The 18,774-nt window shown below is 43.0% G+C and carries 15 protein-coding genes; 8 read left to right on the plus strand and 7 right to left on the minus strand.

The features are described from left to right. Positions 1–13 precede the first annotated feature (13 nt). The 4 genes from U0033_RS30260 to U0033_RS30275 all read left to right on the plus strand — a co-directional run bounded on the left by U0033_RS30260 (position 14) and on the right by U0033_RS30275 (position 4,133). The gene (locus tag U0033_RS30260) at positions 14–1,951 is read left to right on the plus strand and encodes a TlpA family protein disulfide reductase (RefSeq protein ID WP_177318682.1); all 1,938 of its coding nucleotides are present in this window, start codon (positions 14–16) and stop codon (positions 1,949–1,951) included. A 102-nt stretch (positions 1,952–2,053) separates the two neighbouring features. After that, positions 2,054–3,130 carry an alpha/beta hydrolase family protein gene (locus U0033_RS30265; protein WP_072363870.1) on the plus strand — a complete coding sequence of 359 codons (1,077 nt, stop codon included), beginning with the start codon at positions 2,054–2,056 and terminating at the stop codon, positions 3,128–3,130. 8 nt (positions 3,131–3,138) lie between these two features. Continuing rightward, complete coding sequence (locus U0033_RS30270) at positions 3,139–3,657, plus strand: hypothetical protein (protein ID WP_143150853.1); 519 nt, start codon at positions 3,139–3,141, stop codon at positions 3,655–3,657. A 263-nt stretch (positions 3,658–3,920) separates the two neighbouring features. Further along, positions 3,921–4,133, plus strand: coding sequence for a hypothetical protein (locus U0033_RS30275; protein WP_072363866.1), 213 nt, complete (start codon positions 3,921–3,923; stop codon positions 4,131–4,133). 334 nt (positions 4,134–4,467) lie between these two features. Here the strand turns inward: U0033_RS30275 and U0033_RS30280 are convergent, their stop codons facing one another. The 6 genes from U0033_RS30280 to U0033_RS30305 all read right to left on the minus strand — a co-directional run bounded on the left by U0033_RS30280 (position 4,468) and on the right by U0033_RS30305 (position 12,851). Beyond that, positions 4,468–5,193: an RloB domain-containing protein gene (locus tag U0033_RS30280; protein WP_072363864.1), complete on the minus strand. Its 726-nt coding sequence runs from the start codon at positions 5,191–5,193 to the stop codon at positions 4,468–4,470. A gap of 3 nt (positions 5,194–5,196) precedes the next feature. Continuing rightward, positions 5,197–6,474, minus strand: a complete 1,278-nt coding sequence (locus tag U0033_RS30285; RefSeq protein WP_072363862.1) for an AAA family ATPase — start codon at positions 6,472–6,474, stop codon at positions 5,197–5,199. 323 nt (positions 6,475–6,797) lie between these two features. After that, positions 6,798–7,745 (minus strand): quinone oxidoreductase family protein, encoded by a 948-nt coding sequence (locus U0033_RS30290; RefSeq protein ID WP_072363860.1) that lies wholly within the window; start codon positions 7,743–7,745, stop codon positions 6,798–6,800. A 70-nt stretch (positions 7,746–7,815) separates the two neighbouring features. After that, positions 7,816–8,400, minus strand: a complete 585-nt coding sequence (locus U0033_RS30295; protein WP_072363858.1) for a Crp/Fnr family transcriptional regulator — start codon at positions 8,398–8,400, stop codon at positions 7,816–7,818. A 632-nt stretch (positions 8,401–9,032) separates the two neighbouring features. Next, the gene (locus tag U0033_RS30300) at positions 9,033–10,982 is read right to left on the minus strand and encodes an FAD-dependent oxidoreductase (RefSeq protein WP_072363856.1); all 1,950 of its coding nucleotides are present in this window, start codon (positions 10,980–10,982) and stop codon (positions 9,033–9,035) included. A 1,224-nt stretch (positions 10,983–12,206) separates the two neighbouring features. Then, the gene (locus U0033_RS30305; RefSeq protein ID WP_072363854.1) at positions 12,207–12,851 is read right to left on the minus strand and encodes a hypothetical protein; all 645 of its coding nucleotides are present in this window, start codon (positions 12,849–12,851) and stop codon (positions 12,207–12,209) included. Between the two features lie 218 nt (positions 12,852–13,069). On the opposite strand from U0033_RS30305, the gene U0033_RS30310 reads away from it, so the two are divergent. Both U0033_RS30310 and U0033_RS30315 read left to right on the plus strand, forming a co-directional pair. Further along, positions 13,070–14,074, plus strand: coding sequence for a DUF2157 domain-containing protein (locus U0033_RS30310; RefSeq protein ID WP_072363852.1), 1,005 nt, complete (start codon positions 13,070–13,072; stop codon positions 14,072–14,074). Further along, entirely contained in the window at positions 14,061–15,215 is a 1,155-nt protein-coding gene (locus U0033_RS30315; protein WP_072363851.1) for a hypothetical protein, read from the plus strand. Before U0033_RS30310 ends, U0033_RS30315 begins: the two co-directional genes overlap by 14 nt. A 179-nt stretch (positions 15,216–15,394) precedes the next feature. Here U0033_RS30315 and U0033_RS30320 read toward each other — a convergent pair whose 3' ends face one another. Then, on the minus strand, positions 15,395–15,793 hold the full coding sequence (locus U0033_RS30320; RefSeq protein WP_072363850.1) for a GNAT family N-acetyltransferase: 399 nt from the start codon (positions 15,791–15,793) through the stop codon (positions 15,395–15,397). 80 nt (positions 15,794–15,873) lie between these two features. Here U0033_RS30320 and U0033_RS30325 point away from each other — a divergent pair, with 80 nt between their 5' ends. Together U0033_RS30325 and U0033_RS30330 are read left to right on the plus strand one after the other, a co-directional pair. Continuing rightward, positions 15,874–17,322, plus strand: coding sequence for an aminotransferase-like domain-containing protein (locus U0033_RS30325; RefSeq protein ID WP_072363849.1), 1,449 nt, complete (start codon positions 15,874–15,876; stop codon positions 17,320–17,322). Between the two features lie 61 nt (positions 17,323–17,383). Next, positions 17,384–18,727: an alpha-L-fucosidase gene (locus tag U0033_RS30330; RefSeq protein WP_072363848.1), complete on the plus strand. Its 1,344-nt coding sequence runs from the start codon at positions 17,384–17,386 to the stop codon at positions 18,725–18,727. Positions 18,728–18,774 lie beyond the last annotated feature (47 nt).

The raw sequence follows: 18,774 nt of genomic DNA on the forward strand, positions 1-18,774 counted from the left end.
AATAATGAAAGGAATGAAATTTAGTTTTGTCCTGATTTCCGCGCTGTGTGCCATACTTGGCACACAGGCGCAGGGTCAGCGCTTAAAGATGACACCAGAACGGCCTTACATCGGCGATACAGTTAACCTGTTGTATCATCCTGATTCTGCACTGTTAGCAACGGGCAAACCAATTAAAGGGGCTGTGTATATTTATGATACCTTGTATCATTGGCACGCAGTAGACCTGCAAATGAAGGCAACTGACAGCGGGTATACATTTACGGTGCCTTTAACCTCTGATAATGGTTTGTGGGCTTTTAAGTTCAGAGCAGGAGCGGCAGTTGATAACGCACATGATACGGGGTATATTCTTATGGGATCTGTACCTGGCAGACAGTGGAAAGCGGCTTATGCAGGTTATGGCACCCTCCGTGCCAGCAGATATGATCTAGGTATTCCCCAGTATTATACTGATTTCCAGGTAAGCGATTCTGCCATGTTCTTTTGGATGGGGCAGGAGATTGGTTACTGGAGGGCAGGTAGGGTATTCATCTGGCCTTATGTGAAAGCCAGGGCGATGATGGAAGGACAGGCAGGTCTGAATCCTGATTCATCAGAAATTATTCACAAGGCAGCCAATTACATGATAAAGGCGCCAAACCTGACTTCCAAAGACCTGTATACACTGGCGCTGATCTTTGATAAATACATACACAACAAAGGTGTAGCGGATAGCCTGTATAAAGTATCAGGTCCTATCACGCAAAAGAAGGCAGATTATAAAGCAATACAGGCAGCAAAAACGCCTGAAGAGAGATTGGCCTTATCAGAGAAGTTTGTAAAAGACTATACACCCGATCCTGAAATGGATGCACTGGCTGGAATTGATTATACCAGGGGTGTGTATATGAACATATTTGCTGTCTCCATCGCAAAGAAAGATACCAGTGTACTGGCAAGGCATATTAATACAGCTCCTTTTAGCATGCTGACATTTGCATACTATAAGATGGTAGAGATTCCTTATGGTGACTGGAAAACCATGCCTGCGAAGGAGGCCTATCCTTTTTCACAGCGTATCATGGATAAAGTGGCGTATCTGAAGGCGAACAAGCCGGCGGAGTTCTACTATTATACACCATCTGAGTTTGTTGAATACCTGGATGATGCATTTAAGTACGATTATATCACACATGCATCTATTTTGAAAGAGACCGGCTGTGAGAAAGAGGCATTGCCAATGGTACTGAAGCTGCAGGATGAATGGAATTATACCAATGCTACGCTGAATCAGCTGGAAGCTTCACTGCTGGAAAAAGCAGGTGATAAAAAGAAACTGGATGAGGTATTGCACAATAGCGTGCGCATGAACCAGGCCTCAACACAGATCATTGATCTGCTGAAGAAGGAGTACTTGAATACACATAAGGATACAGAAGGCTTTGATGCTTATCTGAATTCTATGAAGGATGCACATACTATGGAGTTACTGCGTGAGCATGTACAGGCTGGGATTATGAACAGGGAAGCGGTACCATTTGAGATGAAGGATCTGAATGGTAAGACGGTTTCACTGGCTGCACAGAAAGGAAAGATCGTGATACTGGATTTCTGGGCTACCTGGTGTGCACCCTGTAAAGCAGCAATGCCTGGCATGCAGATGGCGCAGGAGCATTTTAAGAAGGATACGAATGTAGTGTTCTACTTTGTGGATACCCAGGAACGTGATCCTGCCTACAAAGAAAAGGTCGCCAAATTTATCAAAGATAAGAAGTATCCGTTCCAGGTACTGTTTGATAACGGTGATGAATATTACAGCAAGTATGCAAAGCTGATCCAGACCTCAGGTATTCCATTTAAAGTAGTGATAGATGGAAAGGGGAATATCAGGTTTGCCCAAACCGGGTATATGGGAAGCCCGAGCGGTTTGGCTGACGAGATTGAAATGATGATCTCCCTCGCTAAATAAGTGACCATTTGATAGATTGATAAAATGAACAAAGAGTGATGACCCGGGTGTGAGCGCTTCTTCTTAACCGGGGAAGCGCTTTACCTTTTTAAATAAAATATTATGAGACTATTATTGATATTACTTTTTATAAGTGTACAGGGCATGGGGCAGGTGGTGTCCAAAGATGTGGAATATTACAATGCGGATAGCAGCATACACTTTGGGGCTACGCTGACGCTGCCTGCCGGATTGCGTTCATTCCCGGCGGTGGTGATCGTTTCGGGCACGGGCAGGCAGGACCGGGATGGAACCATGGCGGGGCATAAAATGTTCAAGGTAATCGCTGAATACCTGAGTAGCAATGGAATAGCTGTATTGAGGGTAGATGACAGGGGCACGGGAGCGACCACGGGCGACTATGATAAAGCAACGACAGTTGATTTTGCCGCGGACGCAGCAAGGGCAGCAGCGTTTTTAAAGGCTTATCCGGGCGTTAAAGTGGTTGGACTTGTTGGACATAGCGAAGGTGGCGCCGCGGCTTATATGGCGGCTGTAAATAGCAAAGACGTGCAGTTTGTGATTAGCCTGGCAGGACTGGCAACCACAGGATTGAAAGCATTGCAGCAGCAGAACAGGGCGATTGTGGCCAGTGCCGGTATCCCGGTGTTGATGCAGCAGCGCTTTAACCAGATCAATGATATCATGTTTGATACGGCCTATGCTTATGCTGCCTCTCCTGATATGGAGCAACATATGAGAAATGCCTTTGCATTATGGAATAACCAGGACCTGGCAAAGGGAGAGCAGGATTCAGTGTATAAAAAGAGCCGGGAACATTTCTTTTTCCCCCTGGAGTCTTATATCATGCTGGCAACCGGCCCCTGGTACAGGTATCATATCCGTTTTGATCCCATACCTTATCTAAAGCAGGTAAAGGTACCGGTATTGGCATTTAACGGCGATAAGGACATCATGGTGGATGCGGACGAGAACCTGGGTAATTATAAACAATATGTGCAAAAGGCTACAACAGTAAAGGTGCCAGGACTGAACCATTTGTTCCAGCATTGTGTAACCTGTACAATGCAGGAGCCTTCGAAACTGAAGGAGGATTTTGCTCCGGAAGTATTAAAAGAGATGGTTGCGTGGATAAATGGAATGAAAATTGATGTAAAGGGCGTTCAGTTTAAAAAGTGATCATCAACATGAAAAAATTGTTTCTTATCCTGGCTGTAGCAGCGATTTTGCCAGCCTGTACAAATCCAAGCCCAGAGAATTATTTTGACACAGCTGTATTGAATACAAATATGATTAATGATTTTGGGAGTGATGCGTTGACGAAAATGCTGATTGCCCAGAATGTAAAATACAATGGAACATTACCTAATGGGCCAAATGCAGCTACGAAGATGATAGATGGAAAGGTACAGTATATTGAGAGTACGATAAAGAAGGTAAAGGATTTGAAAGAAACAAGTGAGACGAAGACCATGTTGAGAACATCTGAGGCGCTGTTTGAGTATGTGCTGCCGGTATACAAGAATGAATATACAGCCCTGGCAAAGATGAGTGATGAGGGAGGTACGAAGGAAGATGTATTGTCGCTGGGAAAGGAGATAGATGAGAAGTATGGAGCGCGCTTTGATTCTTTATTTGAGGTGTTGACATCGGAGGGAAAGAGGTATGCGGCAGCGCATGATATTAAGGTGAACTGGGGGAATTAATAGTATTGTTATATATATAGCAGGGAGTACGATATCGTGCTCCCTTTTTTTATATTTCCATAGCTGTTAGACTGAGGGGCATCTATCGTTCTGTGCTTTGCTTAAAATTATTTTAAGCTATGAAAGATTACAGGGAAAGATGGAGAGGGGGGTGGAATTTGGGTGCGAGGTATTAAATAGTTTTTTTAATTGAAAGGGAATTGTTATATTTATAATAAGGCCGTAATCACTAATTAATCATTTTTTTTAAAACGTTTAAAATTATGGCCAATAAGCCTGTAAAGGCTCTTGTCCACAGAGAAATAGACGCCATCACTATTTCTTTATTATTCAATGTAACCCTTCGTATTTCTCAAAGATGGATAGATTTTTTACATGAGAGTCTTGACAAACCTAAACGGGTACCGATTACCCTGGGTGAATTTTGTGCCTATTATAAGTTTGACGAGACACTTTTAACCCATAAGCTTATGTAAATCTACGACGGGCCCCTAAAAAATTACTCACATGACTAAACATGTTGAGCTGTTCATTGGTGTGAACAGCAAAGTCGTCATACTGGCGTAGGCCAGTTGGCAGGAAAGCTGAATGTTATTGGTTGGTATAACCACATTCGGACTGGCTGGCTATTATTCGAAAATACCCGGCCTTGACAGGTAAAAGAGGCTGTATCGGACTTGTGATACAGCCTCTTTTTTTCTGAAAAAGGTTTTCATTACCGTTGGTGAATTTCCTCTTTCATGAATGTTTTTATGCGTATCCCTGATGGAGCCTGGTACCCGTTAAAGCAATTCTTAGCCGTTATTTTATTTATGAGCTAACCTCTTCTTTTTTATATTTACTTTTGATGATCATTTTATCTTTTGCTATCTGTTCGGGAATGGTTTTTTCGATAAAGCGATTGAAGTCATTAACGCCGATAAAATTGATTATTTTTTCAACGGTCTTATATACTTGTGTAGTATGTGGAGCCGGGATAATTCCTTTAGAACCTCGTTCTAGTTTCCTGGCATTTTCTACAGAAGTCCAGGCCAGGCGGACATAATTATAGCGGTTATAACCGCCAGGATCCAGTTCTGCTAAAGTAGTTTTCAACTGCTTACTTTTCTTATCTGCTTTGTCAAAAGGGAAGGGGATTTCCTTTAGCTTTCCTAAAATCAAAAATACTTCGAAACAGGGATTGCTAAGGACAATTTCCCAATTGGGTTTCCTCCGGCAAAAATTGGCAATTGCTTTTAATTGTCTGGGAGACCATTGATCAACATCTATGATGAAATGCAGGTGATCTGTACTACGGATGTCATTTTCTTTAATGAATCTTTTAGTTCTGCTCAATACCCATTCAGGGGAAGATTTTGTTTCAAACCTTTTTTTCAGGAAAGGGCTCCAAACACAGTCTCCGACAATTTCAACTTTCAATTTGTTAGATGCCAGGTCAAAGAGACTGAAATACCCCGGTTCACGTTTCCCTCCTTCTGTCGATATATAGAATTGTATGCAGTCTCTATATTTGTCATTTCTATTATAATCCCGCATGAGCTACCATTTTAAATGTTTAAATTTTGCCAGATCAAGAACGGCTCCAAAGCGCCCTTTTAGATAACCTGTCTGTATATTCAGATCATCAGGGTAGTGAAAATCGGAAAGTGGATAGCAATTGGTAGCACCTGTTTTACTATCCCTTTCAGCAAACCAGATTTCATCCTCACGCAGGAGTTTTAAATCAAGGAGCGTGGAATCATGTGTTGTGAAAATTAACTGGCCTGTTGTCTTTCTGTCGCCCATGAATTTTTCTATAACGGGTTTTAAGAGCGCTGGATTAATACTCTGATTAATTTCGTCTATTATGATTGTAGTATCCCGATCGTGTATATGGAAAAAAACAGGAAAGAATTCAAGTAAACGTTGTATTCCTTCTGATTCCTCCGCCAGGTCAAAGCCTATTGGGTCATTCCAAATTGAGGGATGAAAAACTATAATTTTATTGAATATAATCTTGCCATTTTCTTTTGTTGTGAAATACTTCCCATCGTTAGTTGGAACAATTTTGTGCTCTTCAATCTCATACATTGGAAACAACAAATATTCATCCCTGGCAAGAAGATCATCGTAGTCGAACTTTTCGACTGCTATATGAGATATACAGATATCTAATGTTCCTATCAGCTGATTACTATAGCTTAAAAATTCATCCGAGGTACAGAGCTTTAATAATAACTCTTTATGGCCTGTAGTAGGACTTATCATTATCATATTATTGCTAAGCCAGTTGCGGGCAGCTTTAATTTGTGGCGTTTCTATTGAAGCATGACTAATTAGTAGCTCATCATTTTTTAGTAGCCCACTCAACTGAATCTCTTTGTCGGCGAATTCGATATCGATGTTTTGCATTTCATCCATGGACCGTTTAAAAATCAGTTTATCAAGTTTTTTCAAACCCGATTCACATAGGTATTCCTTTATTATAAGTTTTTCGTCGACCTGAATTCCGTAGACAAAGAACATACCTGCTGTGTAAAACTCAATTTCAAAGAATATAGGTAAATGCTCATTCTTTTTGTTGATCCGAAATTTAAGCTTGTTTACAGCGTTGGGAATACTGCCTGATTTTACCCATTGTTGTAAGTGCCGGAAAGCGTCTATCAAGGTGGACTTGCCGGCTCCGTTTGCTCCAAATATGGCAGCAGCCTTCAGTATATTAACCTTTTCTGCTTTGTAGACGTGGTGGGGAAAATTCCTTTCCGGGGAGGTAAGCAGGTTGAACTGGACTTCTTTGTCGATAGACGAAAAGTTCGAGATAATGAATCGAATTAGCATAGCGTATAGGTTAATTTGAGGTTTGGGTTAATTGATAATAGTAATATAAATAATTATTTTTATTTGTTTGTGGCTTGTTTGATAGTGAACGATATTTTTTTTGAAGCCGAACAAATTTTTGGTATCGGTACTTGATTTTCAATTCATTCATATCAGGCACTCTTATTGAGCACCAACGCACAAAACCCATAATGGTATGTTGGGGCCGTAGTGCCGACTGTGGTTGTAGCGGGTGTTACAGTCAGTTTCCAGCGTGTAAAGGCTGCTTTGATAAATTCGGTGAGGAGCCTGAGAATGGAGGAGTTCCCGGCCCCTCCGAATCATTATATTATTACAACCAGGCGTTCGCCGTTGGAAACATCTTTATCCCAGAGGGTAGAGATGTCTTCCAGTTTTACAGCAGTGGTAGCAATTTTTAAGTGCCCACTGGCTGCGAGCCGGAACATTTCAGGAAGGATTTCTGAAAAAAGTAATTCCACCTGGTATTTAGACCATGCACCCAGCCCGGAGCCGGAGAGTTGCAGGTCTACGCTCCGGAGAATGGATGATGACAGGGTAATTGTTTCCCCTGCCATGCTGCCAACGGATACATAACGGGTGTGATGGGTAAATTTCCCCTTGCCTTTGAGTGTAGAAAGTATTTTTTCTGCTGTATGGCCCCAGAGATAGTCAATGATAATATCAAAAGGACCCGTTAAGCGGGTGTGAAAGTCATCCGTGAGTGGGATAATTTCATCAGCCCCGAGTGTTAATAATTCCTGTAAGGAGTGTAGGTTCCTGCCTGTAGCGACCACTTTCTTTGCTCCATAATGCTTCGCTATCTGTACGGCTATACGGCCGGTAAAGCCTGTAGCGCCATTGATAAGGACCGTATCTCCTTCCTGGATATTGGCTTTAAAGCGAAGGGCCATTGCTGCACCGATCACGCCATTAGGCAGGGCAGCAGCAGTGATATCGTCCAGATCTTCGGGTACCGGTACTATCATGTGCTTCTCAATAGTCGCTTTTTCTGCCAGCATACCACTGGCACCTACTGCATATACGCGTGTACCATCAGGTAAAATGCAGACTCCATCTCCACCAGTTACACGGCCATTTTCCTTCGGCGCATCACTGGAATAGTGTTTGCCGGAGGCGATTGATTTATCGATATGTTTAATGGCGACTGCTTTGACTGATACAGCAATTTCGTTTTCGTTCTGCGGGATTGGTGCTGGAAAATCCGCATACTGAGGTAGTTCTCCAGCCTGGTATAATACTGCTGCTTTCATGTTAATTCGTTTTTGTTAACACAAAATTAGGCAGGTACAAGGCGCTGGACGATAACATATGTTATCAAAGTTAGAAATGAGATTTCCCCTTGGCCAGTTTGGCTTTGATACGGCTGAGATGCACTTTGCTGACTCCCAGGTAAGATGCGATAAAATGTTGTGGTACGCGCTGAATGATATGAGGCCGTTCCTTGACCAGGTTCTGGTAGCGTTGTTCCGGGGTATCCCTGATAAAGGATACAAATTCATTGATATAATGTGTCTGCCGTTGTACAGTCATCCGGAGGATCATTTGCACAAAGTCCTGTTCGTGGCTAAGATCTTCCAGTAGCTGGTTTACATGTTCTTTGGCAAGCAGGTAAACAACAGATGGTTCGATGGTTTCGATGGTAATAGGACTGGGGGTATTGTTAATAAAGCTGTCAAAAGAGGAAAGACCTTCGTTTTCAAAGAAGAACTGCATGGTGATATCTTCCCCGTTTTTATTAAAAAAAGCCCGGATAAGGCCCTTTTCGATATAGATGTAATGCTGGGATCTTTTACCTTCTTCAAGAAGGGTAGTTTTAGGCGGTATTTCGAGGCGTTGTTGAAAGGGAAGATATTTATCCCAATAAGCATTTAACTGAGGAAATTGATGGCGGAAATGGAAAAGCATGCAGCTGTTTGGTTTGAGCTATTAAGGTAGCCATTTTAAGGATGAATAAACAGGACTTGTTTCAAAAGAATGTTTCACCTGGTTTTATTCGGGTGACTGAAGGATGGTGTTTCTGTAAAAGCGATGCCCTAAGCATTCAATTTAAATTTAAGACAAGCGCTATTTTTTCATTATTAGTTGATTAGCGGTGGTTGCATCCCCTGGTGCAACTAGTCCGGTGTGTTTGATTTTCGTTATTTACAGAGCAACATTACAAGAGTGAATTTCTCACGAGGGTTTATGTGATAACAAATCCCATGTTTGGTATTCCTATCAGACATTATTATCTAGATTTCGCAAATATCCGACAGTCCGGTATTCTTACCGGACTTCTTGTATAAAGATTTTAATCAGGCAACATATCTGAAGACTCGTAGTTAAACAAGTCTGGTATTCTTGCCGGACTTTTTAACAGGAAATTATGATCCCAAAAAAAGAAATTATGATCCAATCATACCTGAAAATCCATTGCAAAAAGCGAGGTTGTCCCATAAATAAAAATAACGGCTGAGAATTGCTTAAACGGGTACCCGACTCCATCAGGGATACGAACAAAAAGAGGCTGTATCGGACTTATGATATAGCCTCTATTTTTATTCCGGATAGAAAAGTACAGCATCTGCTACGACTTCACCGTCCTTTCCTTCATTGGTGATTTCTACGTATGCTTTATCCCCTTTAGCTAGTTTGATGGTACCCAGGTCTACCCATTCACCAGCCGTTTGCCCTTCTACCTTAATGGAGGCTGGGGTGTAAGCAAGCTGTTTGATAGTCTTACCATCTGCAGAAACCCGGATATGGGTACTGGCAGGAAGGTCTGTACGTTTAGGTACATACGTGTAGATCCTGTAGCTGCCGCTGCGGGTCACTTCAGGTGTATAGCGGATAGTACCAATACTGTTTGAGATGTACATGGATGGTCCGTAGGCCCCTTTTGTTTCTCTTTGCCAATTACCTTTAAGTATGACATGAGAAGAATCATCATTGTCTACGAGTATCTCAGGCCTGGCATCAGTGGCCAGGGGTCTTTGCCGAAGAGTAGCCTGAAGCTTAGGCACATTTACATCCTGTACGGACTGTTGATTGTCTATCGCCATGGAGGCAGCTACGGCGGCAGATTGCGCCAGCACCATAAATACCGGCTCCATCCGGATAGAACCATAGGCAATATGGGAGGCCGACAAACAAACCGGTACAAACATGTTGGTACAATCTTCTACCTTAGGAATGATAGAACGATACGCAATTGGATAGGGGCCAAAACCACCAATCTGCACATCACCTTCATTCTTTACCATGCCATCTGCCACGATGCGCTGGCAGTTGTGAGAGTCCATGGTATAGGCTGCCATTCCTATTCCATCGGTGACAATTTCTTTACTTTCGCAATTCGCCTGCGTCATCACATAGGCACCAATCATTCTTCTGGCTTCCCGCACGTACATTTGTGGAGACCAGTTGCCGCTTGTCGGGTATTCATCTTTCGGATATCCCCATTGCAGCATTTCTTGACGCAAATGTTCCGGCATACGGGGATCGTGGCCAATGAAATAGAGCAGGCCTTTGTTATAGCATTCATGATCCCTGGTGATCTTTGCCCTTGTTGCATAATCAGCTTCCGGGTAATTGTAGTTCATACCGATCATGTCGGTGGAAATAGGACCATTGTTATTAATATCAGTTTTATGATTGGGCATATGGTCTATTTTCAACATGCTACCCAGGTTCCTGGGCTGTGATTTTTGTACCACACGAAGCAGTAATTCATACCTGGCCGGATCATAACCCAGCGGCTTTGTAATAGGAATCAAATTGCCCGGTTCATTCGTGAGGCAGATCCTGAAATTATATGCCTGAATTTTTTTATTCCCGGTTCCTTGTTTTTCCACCTGTTCGGGGCTGATGCCCCAGAGCAATCCACTGGCCGGGTTACCGGGTTCTTTGTACGGGTCGATACCATCAGGGAATTGGTGTTTTTCCCGCAGTTGTGCACCATTGTAAGTTTCGCCATATTGTGCATTGTCTTCCCTGCCTACGGTGTAAGAAATGCCGGCTTTTGCCATGAGGTCTCCTTCGTAAGAGCAATCAATGAACATTTTTGCCCGGATAATAGTAGATGCAGTTTGTATTTCCGCGACACGTTTTCCTTCTTTTTTAGCAGCTGTAATGGGCTGTTGATATAATACTTCCACACCACCTTCTTTGATATATTGCTGGAATGTCTGCTCCGCAACCCCGGGTTCAAAGATCCATGTTTCAAACCTGCCATAATGTTTCCCGATTCGCCTGTAGAAATCCCGGGAAAGCCCGGTGATAGCATATTTGTTGCCAATATCAGTATATCCAAGCCCGCCCGAAGTAAGTCCACCCAGTCTTTTACCAGGTTCGATCACCAATACAGATTTATTCATTTTTTTAGCGGTATAACCAGCTATCACGCCGGCAGAGGTACCACCATAAATACAAATGTCTACTTCACGGATGTTTTGTGCAAAGAGTCTTGCTGTTATAAACAGGGGAAGTAATAATGTTAGTTTTCTCATTAGTAAAGAGTGTGTTATTGCCATAAGCCCTGCGATGCACCATATTCAATTCTCCACAGCATTTACAGGTGAGGCACCTTCTGCCTGAGCCATTACTTCTGCAAAGAGAACAATATATCTGCAAAGCGATTTATGAGATAATCATTACCTCCCGCTTTCACAGTACTTTTATCACTGAGGTTCTTTAATAGATAGGTTGTGTTGCCTAAACCGGATGTTGCCCATACAAAGGGAATACTGAAGATCAGAATAAAGATACATTTTGCAAATCAATTATTTCTTTTGAGCCCGGCAGGAATGCCGGGCTTAAATTTTTGTTATGCGTGAAAAAAGATGGATGTCTGGCAGGAATACCGAACATGTCTGTTAAAATTTTAACCCCTAAAAAATAAATTATTTGGGGGGATGAAAAAGGATCTTGCTAAATGTTAACTCTGCAGCAAAGGAATTAAAATAATCATTATGAGAACAGTTGCAAGGGCTTGTGCAACCCTGGAAAATGAAATGATAATCAGATGATTATTTTAATAAATAAATATTCACCAACAGAATTGCAGCCCTATTCAAATAGAACATTCATAAAAGAGGGAATCCACCAATGGGCATGAAAAATATTTTCAAAAAAAAGCCGGGTAAGATTACCCGGCTCGCATACATCAATGAATGAAAATGTGGCAAAATATAAATATGTGTTTAGTTTAAAGAAGCTTTATCAAATGAAGGGACTGGATAATTGTTGATGTATGAGCAGTTAATAATAATATTGAAATTGGAATATTTGGGGATGTGGCGATAGTTGAGCAAAAGGAGGATAAGCAGGCGAAAAGTTGACGGTTTACTACCCTTAGTGATGATTCTTAGATGTATTGTTTTGTACCAGCTGCTTTCCTGTTGGTGTAGGGTTAGTGTAAATAATTTTTGCTTGTTCATATTGATTTGGGTTTTGTGCAAAATAAAAGAGTTGAGGCATTGTAGAATAGTTGCAAAGGGGTGTGCAGGCAGGTATAAGTAGCTGGGCATGAAGGGATGAAAAAATAGAACATTCATGAAAGAGGGAATCCATCAACGGACGTGAAAACTATTTTCAAAGAAAATAGGCCTCACAAAGCGAGGCCTGAAGCTTAGTTATTCATTTTACAAAATTACTCCCCTCTCCCAGGGAAGAACAGTTGCAGAGGCCTATACAAGCCCTGCAAACTGTTTCGCTTTCAATCGCTTACCTGCTTAAATTTCCCTCAGCCACTGTATCATCCCCTTCAGGATCTCAATTGACTTCGCTATTGCTGCTCTCTCAGGCATTCGGTAATGATTCTGAAAACTTTTAAACGCTATTTCATCCGCCTGCTTTGAGCTAAAAAGCTGCACTGCAAAACGCATGATGGCCGTCTCCTGTTTAATAGAAACATGCTCGCCCGACCGCACAAAAGCAGACATCAGCGTAGCAATAACTGATACAGCAATATTCAATTTGAGTTTTTCTCTGGTAAGGGGTTTATCGGAATCCGGTGTTCCTGAGGTATGGAAGAAGCGGTTATCGATAAAGAGCTTCAATCGTTGAACCGCTGATAACGTGTGTTGTTGTAAAGACACGGTGAAAGAACCTTCACCGCTGGTATCGGGAAGGGCTTCTGTCAGGCAGTTCTCAAGATGAGATAATACTCTTGAATATGACGATATGATGTCATTGTAGTATTGAGGAGACGATAATAGTACTGCATGCCTAAAAATGGCAACCTGGATTTCTTTTTCATACTCATTAAGTTTAGCTTTCTGCTCTTCAAACGCTTCCTTTGTAATCAGCGGAGCATCTTTTATGCTGATATTACAAACTAGCTCAGACAGAAGATTGATAACACTATCAGTTTCCAAAATACGCTCGTTTTTTGAGGTTAATCTGAGTGCGCATTTACTCAGAGAAATAGAGATATTCCTGGGGTGGTCACTGATTTTGCGGTCGCAAAGCTAATTCATATAATCAAATGAATTAAATCTTTCTTTTATCCAAAATAGCTCTTGAAAATGAAGCGTTTGATTCCGAGGTAGATGTAATCTTTTTTTATGTGAACTTAATGTTATATTTTTCCCATATGAATATTCGCATGTTCGGGAAACTGGAGCAGGATGGTTTGATCTCCCCCGGGTCAATGTCCAACATCCATGCTGCCACCGGGAAAAAATTGTTTAGCCTCCACTGGGAATTGAAAACCATTCTTTATCTGGGAGTACTGTTATTAAGCGGGGGATTGGGTGTTCTTGTTTACAAAAACATTGATACCATTGGGCATCAGGTCATTCTATTAGCCATTGCGCTAGCCTGTGCCGGTTGTTTTTATTACTGCTTTCGCCAAAAGCTACCTTTCTCCTGGGGAAAGGTAGAGGCTCCTAACCCTTTTTTCGATTACGTTTTGCTGTTAGGATGCCTGTTACTAATCACATTCATTACCTATCTGCAGGCGGTATATGGAGTATTTAAGTGGCATTATGGTACAGCAACTTTCATTCCCCTTATTGTGCTGTTTTTCAGTGCTTATTACTTCGACCATTTAGGGGTACTAAGCCTGGCTATTACAAACCTGGCTGCGTGGCTGGGCGTCAATGTATCGCCCCTGACCTTCTTAGAAGGCTCCATGTTCATTACCATGCACCTGATCATTACCGGCTTGTTACTGGGGGGAGCACTATTGTTAGTAGATTACCTTACCCACTATCTGCGGAAGAAACCTCATTTTGGCTTCACTTACCGCAATTTTGGTATGCACCTCTTGCTGCTGGCATGTGTTACTGCTATGTTTAAATCCAGTGACGGTTACCGGATGGAAGATAATGCCAGCTACCTAATCTGGTTCGCGTTGCAGGCAGGGATCAGTTATTATTTATACAGGGAAGCACTCAAACACCATTCCTTTTATTTTCTGTTGATGATCGCTTTATATGCATATGTAGGATTGTCTTACGTGGTTGTAAGACTGCTCATTCTCACAGAAAACGAAGGGGGCATTTATGCGGGTATTCTATATTTCATCGCTTCTGCCATTGGACTGATTATTTTCCTTGTTAATGCAAATAAAAAGATCAAACATGATAGCCTATAATAAACAACAGCTGGATAACAGGGAAATCAACCTTGAAGCAGAAAAGGCTTTCAGGAAACAATTGATCACGCAGGAAGAACTTAATAGTATAAAAGCTGCCTATCCGGTAGAATTATATACCCCCAATATGTACCTGCGTATAGGCCTGTTTATACTGAGCCTGATAATTGGCATTTTCTCTTATGGTTTCCTGTGCTTAATAATGTTGAGTGGTGCGAATGAAAATGTGTTTGGAGGAATTAATATCTTTTTCGCAATCGCATCCTATATTGTATTGGAGTTGCTGGTGAAAGATAAAAAGCATTATAAGTCCGGTGCTGATGCAGCCCTGATGTGGATGAGCGGAGCTGCCCTGATAGCAGGGGTGGTCGCATTTGACACGCATATGGACCCCGTGGCCATAGGCATTATTGTCTTCATTGTGAGCATGTGGTTCTTCATTCGTTTTGCAGATCAGGTGATGGGTTGGGTCGCACAACTGGCATTGTTGTTCACTTTGCTGACAGGCCTTATGTCATGGCTTTTAGTCGTTCCTTTTGTAATCATCGGCGCTTCATTTGGTATGTACTGGTTACTGAGAAGCCTGGTGATACTGGAAGAATGCAGATACTACAAAGGTGTGATGAAAGGTATGCAGGCCCTGGCTCTGCTAACCCTGTATGCGGGAGGCAACTATTTTTTAGTAAGAGATACCTATGAGTCATGGAATAATATTCCAGGTATGTATGTAAAGGGATTGCCGATGGGATGGCTCTTCTGGGCATTGACCGTATTAGTGCCACTGATATATTTATTCTTCGGACTTAAAAATAAAGACCAGATTCTTGTGCGTGTAGGATTGGTGTTAGTAGCAGCGATTGTGTTTACGGTAAGATATTATCACAGCGTCGCTCCACTTGAAGTCGCAATGACCGTCGGCGGATTGATTATGATCTTATTTGCTTACAGCATTATCAAATACCTGAAAGCACCAAAGCATGGTTTTACTTCTGAAGAAGATGATGAGAAAGGCACACTGGAAGCGTTGCAGATTGAATCTATCCTCATCTCCCAATCCTTCAAAACGGGTGCGCCAGGCAAAGATCGCTTCGATTTTGGAGGCGGTACCGGCAGCGGTGGCGGTGCCAGCGGACAATATTAAACTAAAAAAGAGACCGACGGTTACTAGCCGTCGGTCCTAGTTGGTGCTGTTAGCAGATGCATCAACTTGATGAGAACTAAACTGCCGCAAAGATAGAATGGCGAAAGAAGAGCGACCAGAGTGGAAGTACGGAAAAGAGAACGTAGTTCTACGGAAAGTAATGCCTGCGTAGAAAGCCACTATTGCTTCCTTGGAAAATAGAACGCATTATCCAGCTTTGTCATCCCAATCTTAGGATAGTACTCCATTGCCGTTGGGGCGGATAATAGCAGCAACATCGTTTGTGGCCCTATTGCCTCCTGAGTCAAAGCCACCAGTTGCTTTCCAATACCTGCTGCCTGATAATCCTTATTCACTGCCAGGTCAGACAAATAACAACAAAAGCAATAATCAGTCAAAGACCTCGCTACTCCTACCAGGCGATCCCCATCCCAGGCTGAAATAACCAGATTTGAGTTTTCATACATCCTGGCGATTCTTTCCCGATCTTCCGTTGGCCTATTTAATACCGCATTGTCATAGAGTGCAATAATATCCTGTGTAGCAGGTATCGTGTCATTTTTGTATTGGATGTGCATTTTTTTCTGGTTTACCTATCAAAATTACTGCTTGCCAGGACTATCTTTGTATCCCAGTTTTAAAATATAAAGTAGTCCAGATGCTGCCATTCCAAACCCTTATTCCCCTGAATAAAACCTTAGCCCTGCCTGTCTACAGGCAGATCGCCAACGCTATTACCCAGCATATCAAGAATGGGATACTAAAGCCCGAAACCGCTCTGCCAGGCACCCGTGAAATGGCTGAGATCCTGGATGTACACCGCAAAACGGTCATTGCCGCTTATAGTGAATTACAGATCCAGGGCTGGATCCTGGTCACTCCCAGGAAGGGATTTTTTGTAGCCGGTAATCTCCCTGAATTAAAACCAAGGGAATGGAAGCAGGATGCCGCCGGGGGGTATGGTAAACAAATGTCCGCCCCTTTCAACGTCCTGACAAAGGATCGGCAGGGCGGTATCTATGCGCCTGATACTCCTTTCAGGCTTTCCATTGACGATGGCTGGCCGGATACTCGCCTGGCTCCCCTGGATTTGCTGATGCGTGAATACAGAAGTCTGCTGAAGTTTAAATATAAAAACCCCGTAACCGGAGTTGTCACTGCCGGTGCCTTCAGTTTACGGGAGGCCATGGTAGACTACCTCGCTGAAACAAGAGGAATCAAGGCCGGGATCCCTAACCTCCTGATCACCCATGGTGCCCAGATGGCCATTTATATCGCCGCAAGACTCACCATTGCTCCTGGTTCGAACGTCGTTGCCGGCACACCTGGATATTTTACTGCCAGCCAGGTCTTTCAGCATCTGGGAGCCAATCTGCTCACAGTGCCTGTAGATGACCAGGGTATGGATACGGATGCTGTGGAAGCTATCTGTAAAAAGCACCCAATCAGCATGCTCTATGTCATACCTCATCACCATCATCCTACTACGGTGACCCTTAGTCCGGCCAGGAGAATGCACCTGCTGGAACTGTCCGCACAGTATAACTTTGCCATCATTGAAGATGACTATGACTATGGTTTTCACTATAATTCTTCCCCATACCTGCCATTGGCCAGTGGACAGCATGAAGGCAGGGTGATCTATATCGGCTCTTTCTCCAAATCACTGGCAGCCTCTGTGCGCATTGGCTTTCTGGTAGGTGCTGAAGACTTCGTTCAGCAAGGTATATACCTCCGCAAATTACTGGACCTGAAAGGCAATCACCTCATGGAAGATGCACTGGCTATATTGATCAATAATGGGGATATATCACGTCATCTGAAAAAGGCAAATAGAATATATCAATCCAGATTGCTACACCTGACCACCCTGCTGGATACTCATCTGCAGCATACCGTCGAATATACTGTACCTATGGGCGGCATGGCTATCTGGACCCGGTTCAAAGTGCCTTTAAAAACACTCTCTGCAAACGCTGCAAAGCAGGGATTGTACATCAGCGATGGTTCTAATTACATGGTTGAAAATGCCTGCAGGATTGGTTTTGCTTCTCTGAGCGAAGCTGAAATGACCGAAGCCGTTACAATTCTGGCCAGCGGTATATAATACCTTGCATTTCGGGGATATTCTTTGTATTATTATCCATTGCTTATCAACTGGATTTATCATGCAGAGAAAATTATGCCTGGCTTTAGCCTGTATTGTCATGTCTTTTAGTGTTTCCGCTCAAAAAACCAGTAACGACCCTGAAAAAGAAAAATGGTTCATGGACCTTGGTCTCGGTATGTTTATTCACTGGAGTGTAGATGCCCAGCTAGGTGCTGTGATCAGTCATAGTATGGCTGGTGCATCCGATGAATACCTGGAGCGTTTTACAAAAGAACTACCCAAAACTTTCAACCCTCATAAGTTCAATCCCGACGACTGGGCTGTGCTGGCTAAACTTGCTGGTATGAAGTACGTGGTGTTTACCACCAAACATCACTCAGGTTTTTGTATGTGGGATACAAAGACGACTCCCTTCAATATCATGAATACCCCATTCAAAAAGGATGCAACCAAAGCCATCTTTGATGCTTTCCGCAAACAGGGCATTGCGATTGGGATCTATTTTTCCCCCGAGGATTTTAATTATTTATACCAGCAACATGTGCCTGTAGGCAGGATGCAGCTGCCGCAGCATTTCCCTGAAAAGAACCCGGGGCTGATGGCGCTGGATAAAGCACAGCTGAAAGAACTCTTAAGTAACTACGGCAAGATAGACTTCATCTTCTTCGATGGTCCTGCCGAAGGATTGAAAGAATATGCCTGGCAACTACAACCGAATATCGTAGTGACCCGCGGACAGATGAATACACCAGAGCAGGAATTGCCTGATTCCGTATTACCCGGACCATGGGAGGCCTGCTTTACGATGGGCACAGACTGGCAGTACAAGCCAACCAACGACCCTCAGAAGTCAGGTACGGAAATGATCAATATGCTCATCGAAACCAGGGCGAAAGGTGGTAACCTTTTACTGAATGTGGGTCCTAAACCGGATGGTGAAATCCAGATCGAACAGGAAGCTTTGCTGAGAGAGTTGGCCCTGTGGCAGTTCGCCAATAACGAGGCAGTGACAGGTGTTCGCCCCTGGCATATGGCCAAAGAAGGCAATGTATGGTTTACCCGTGGTGCAGATACTTCTACCGTCTACGCTTTTGTACAGGGAGGTAAGGACTGGAAATACGGAGAAAGAAAAGATATGGTATTCCATACCCTGGAAGGGAATGCACAGACGAAAGTTTCCATTCTCGGTTATGCCAGTCAGCTGGTAGAATATAAAGAGAATTTTGATGCAGGTATCTATTCCCAGAATACCCCGGTGGGCCTTTTTATCAGCGCGGTGAACGGGCAACGGTTTTACACGGATCGTAAATGGCCAAACCCTGTAGTACTGAAAATCGAGCATGTAAAATTTAAGCCTGTAGTGACAAGCTATCACCAGAGTACCATCGACGGTGCTAAATAATATGTACGTCTGTCAGCTGGTAAACTGACCGGAATCGGCTCACCAGC

Origin of the sequence: Chitinophaga sancti, from assembly GCF_034424315.1 — a bacterium.
Classification (GTDB): Bacteria; Bacteroidota; Bacteroidia; order Chitinophagales; family Chitinophagaceae; genus Chitinophaga; species Chitinophaga sancti.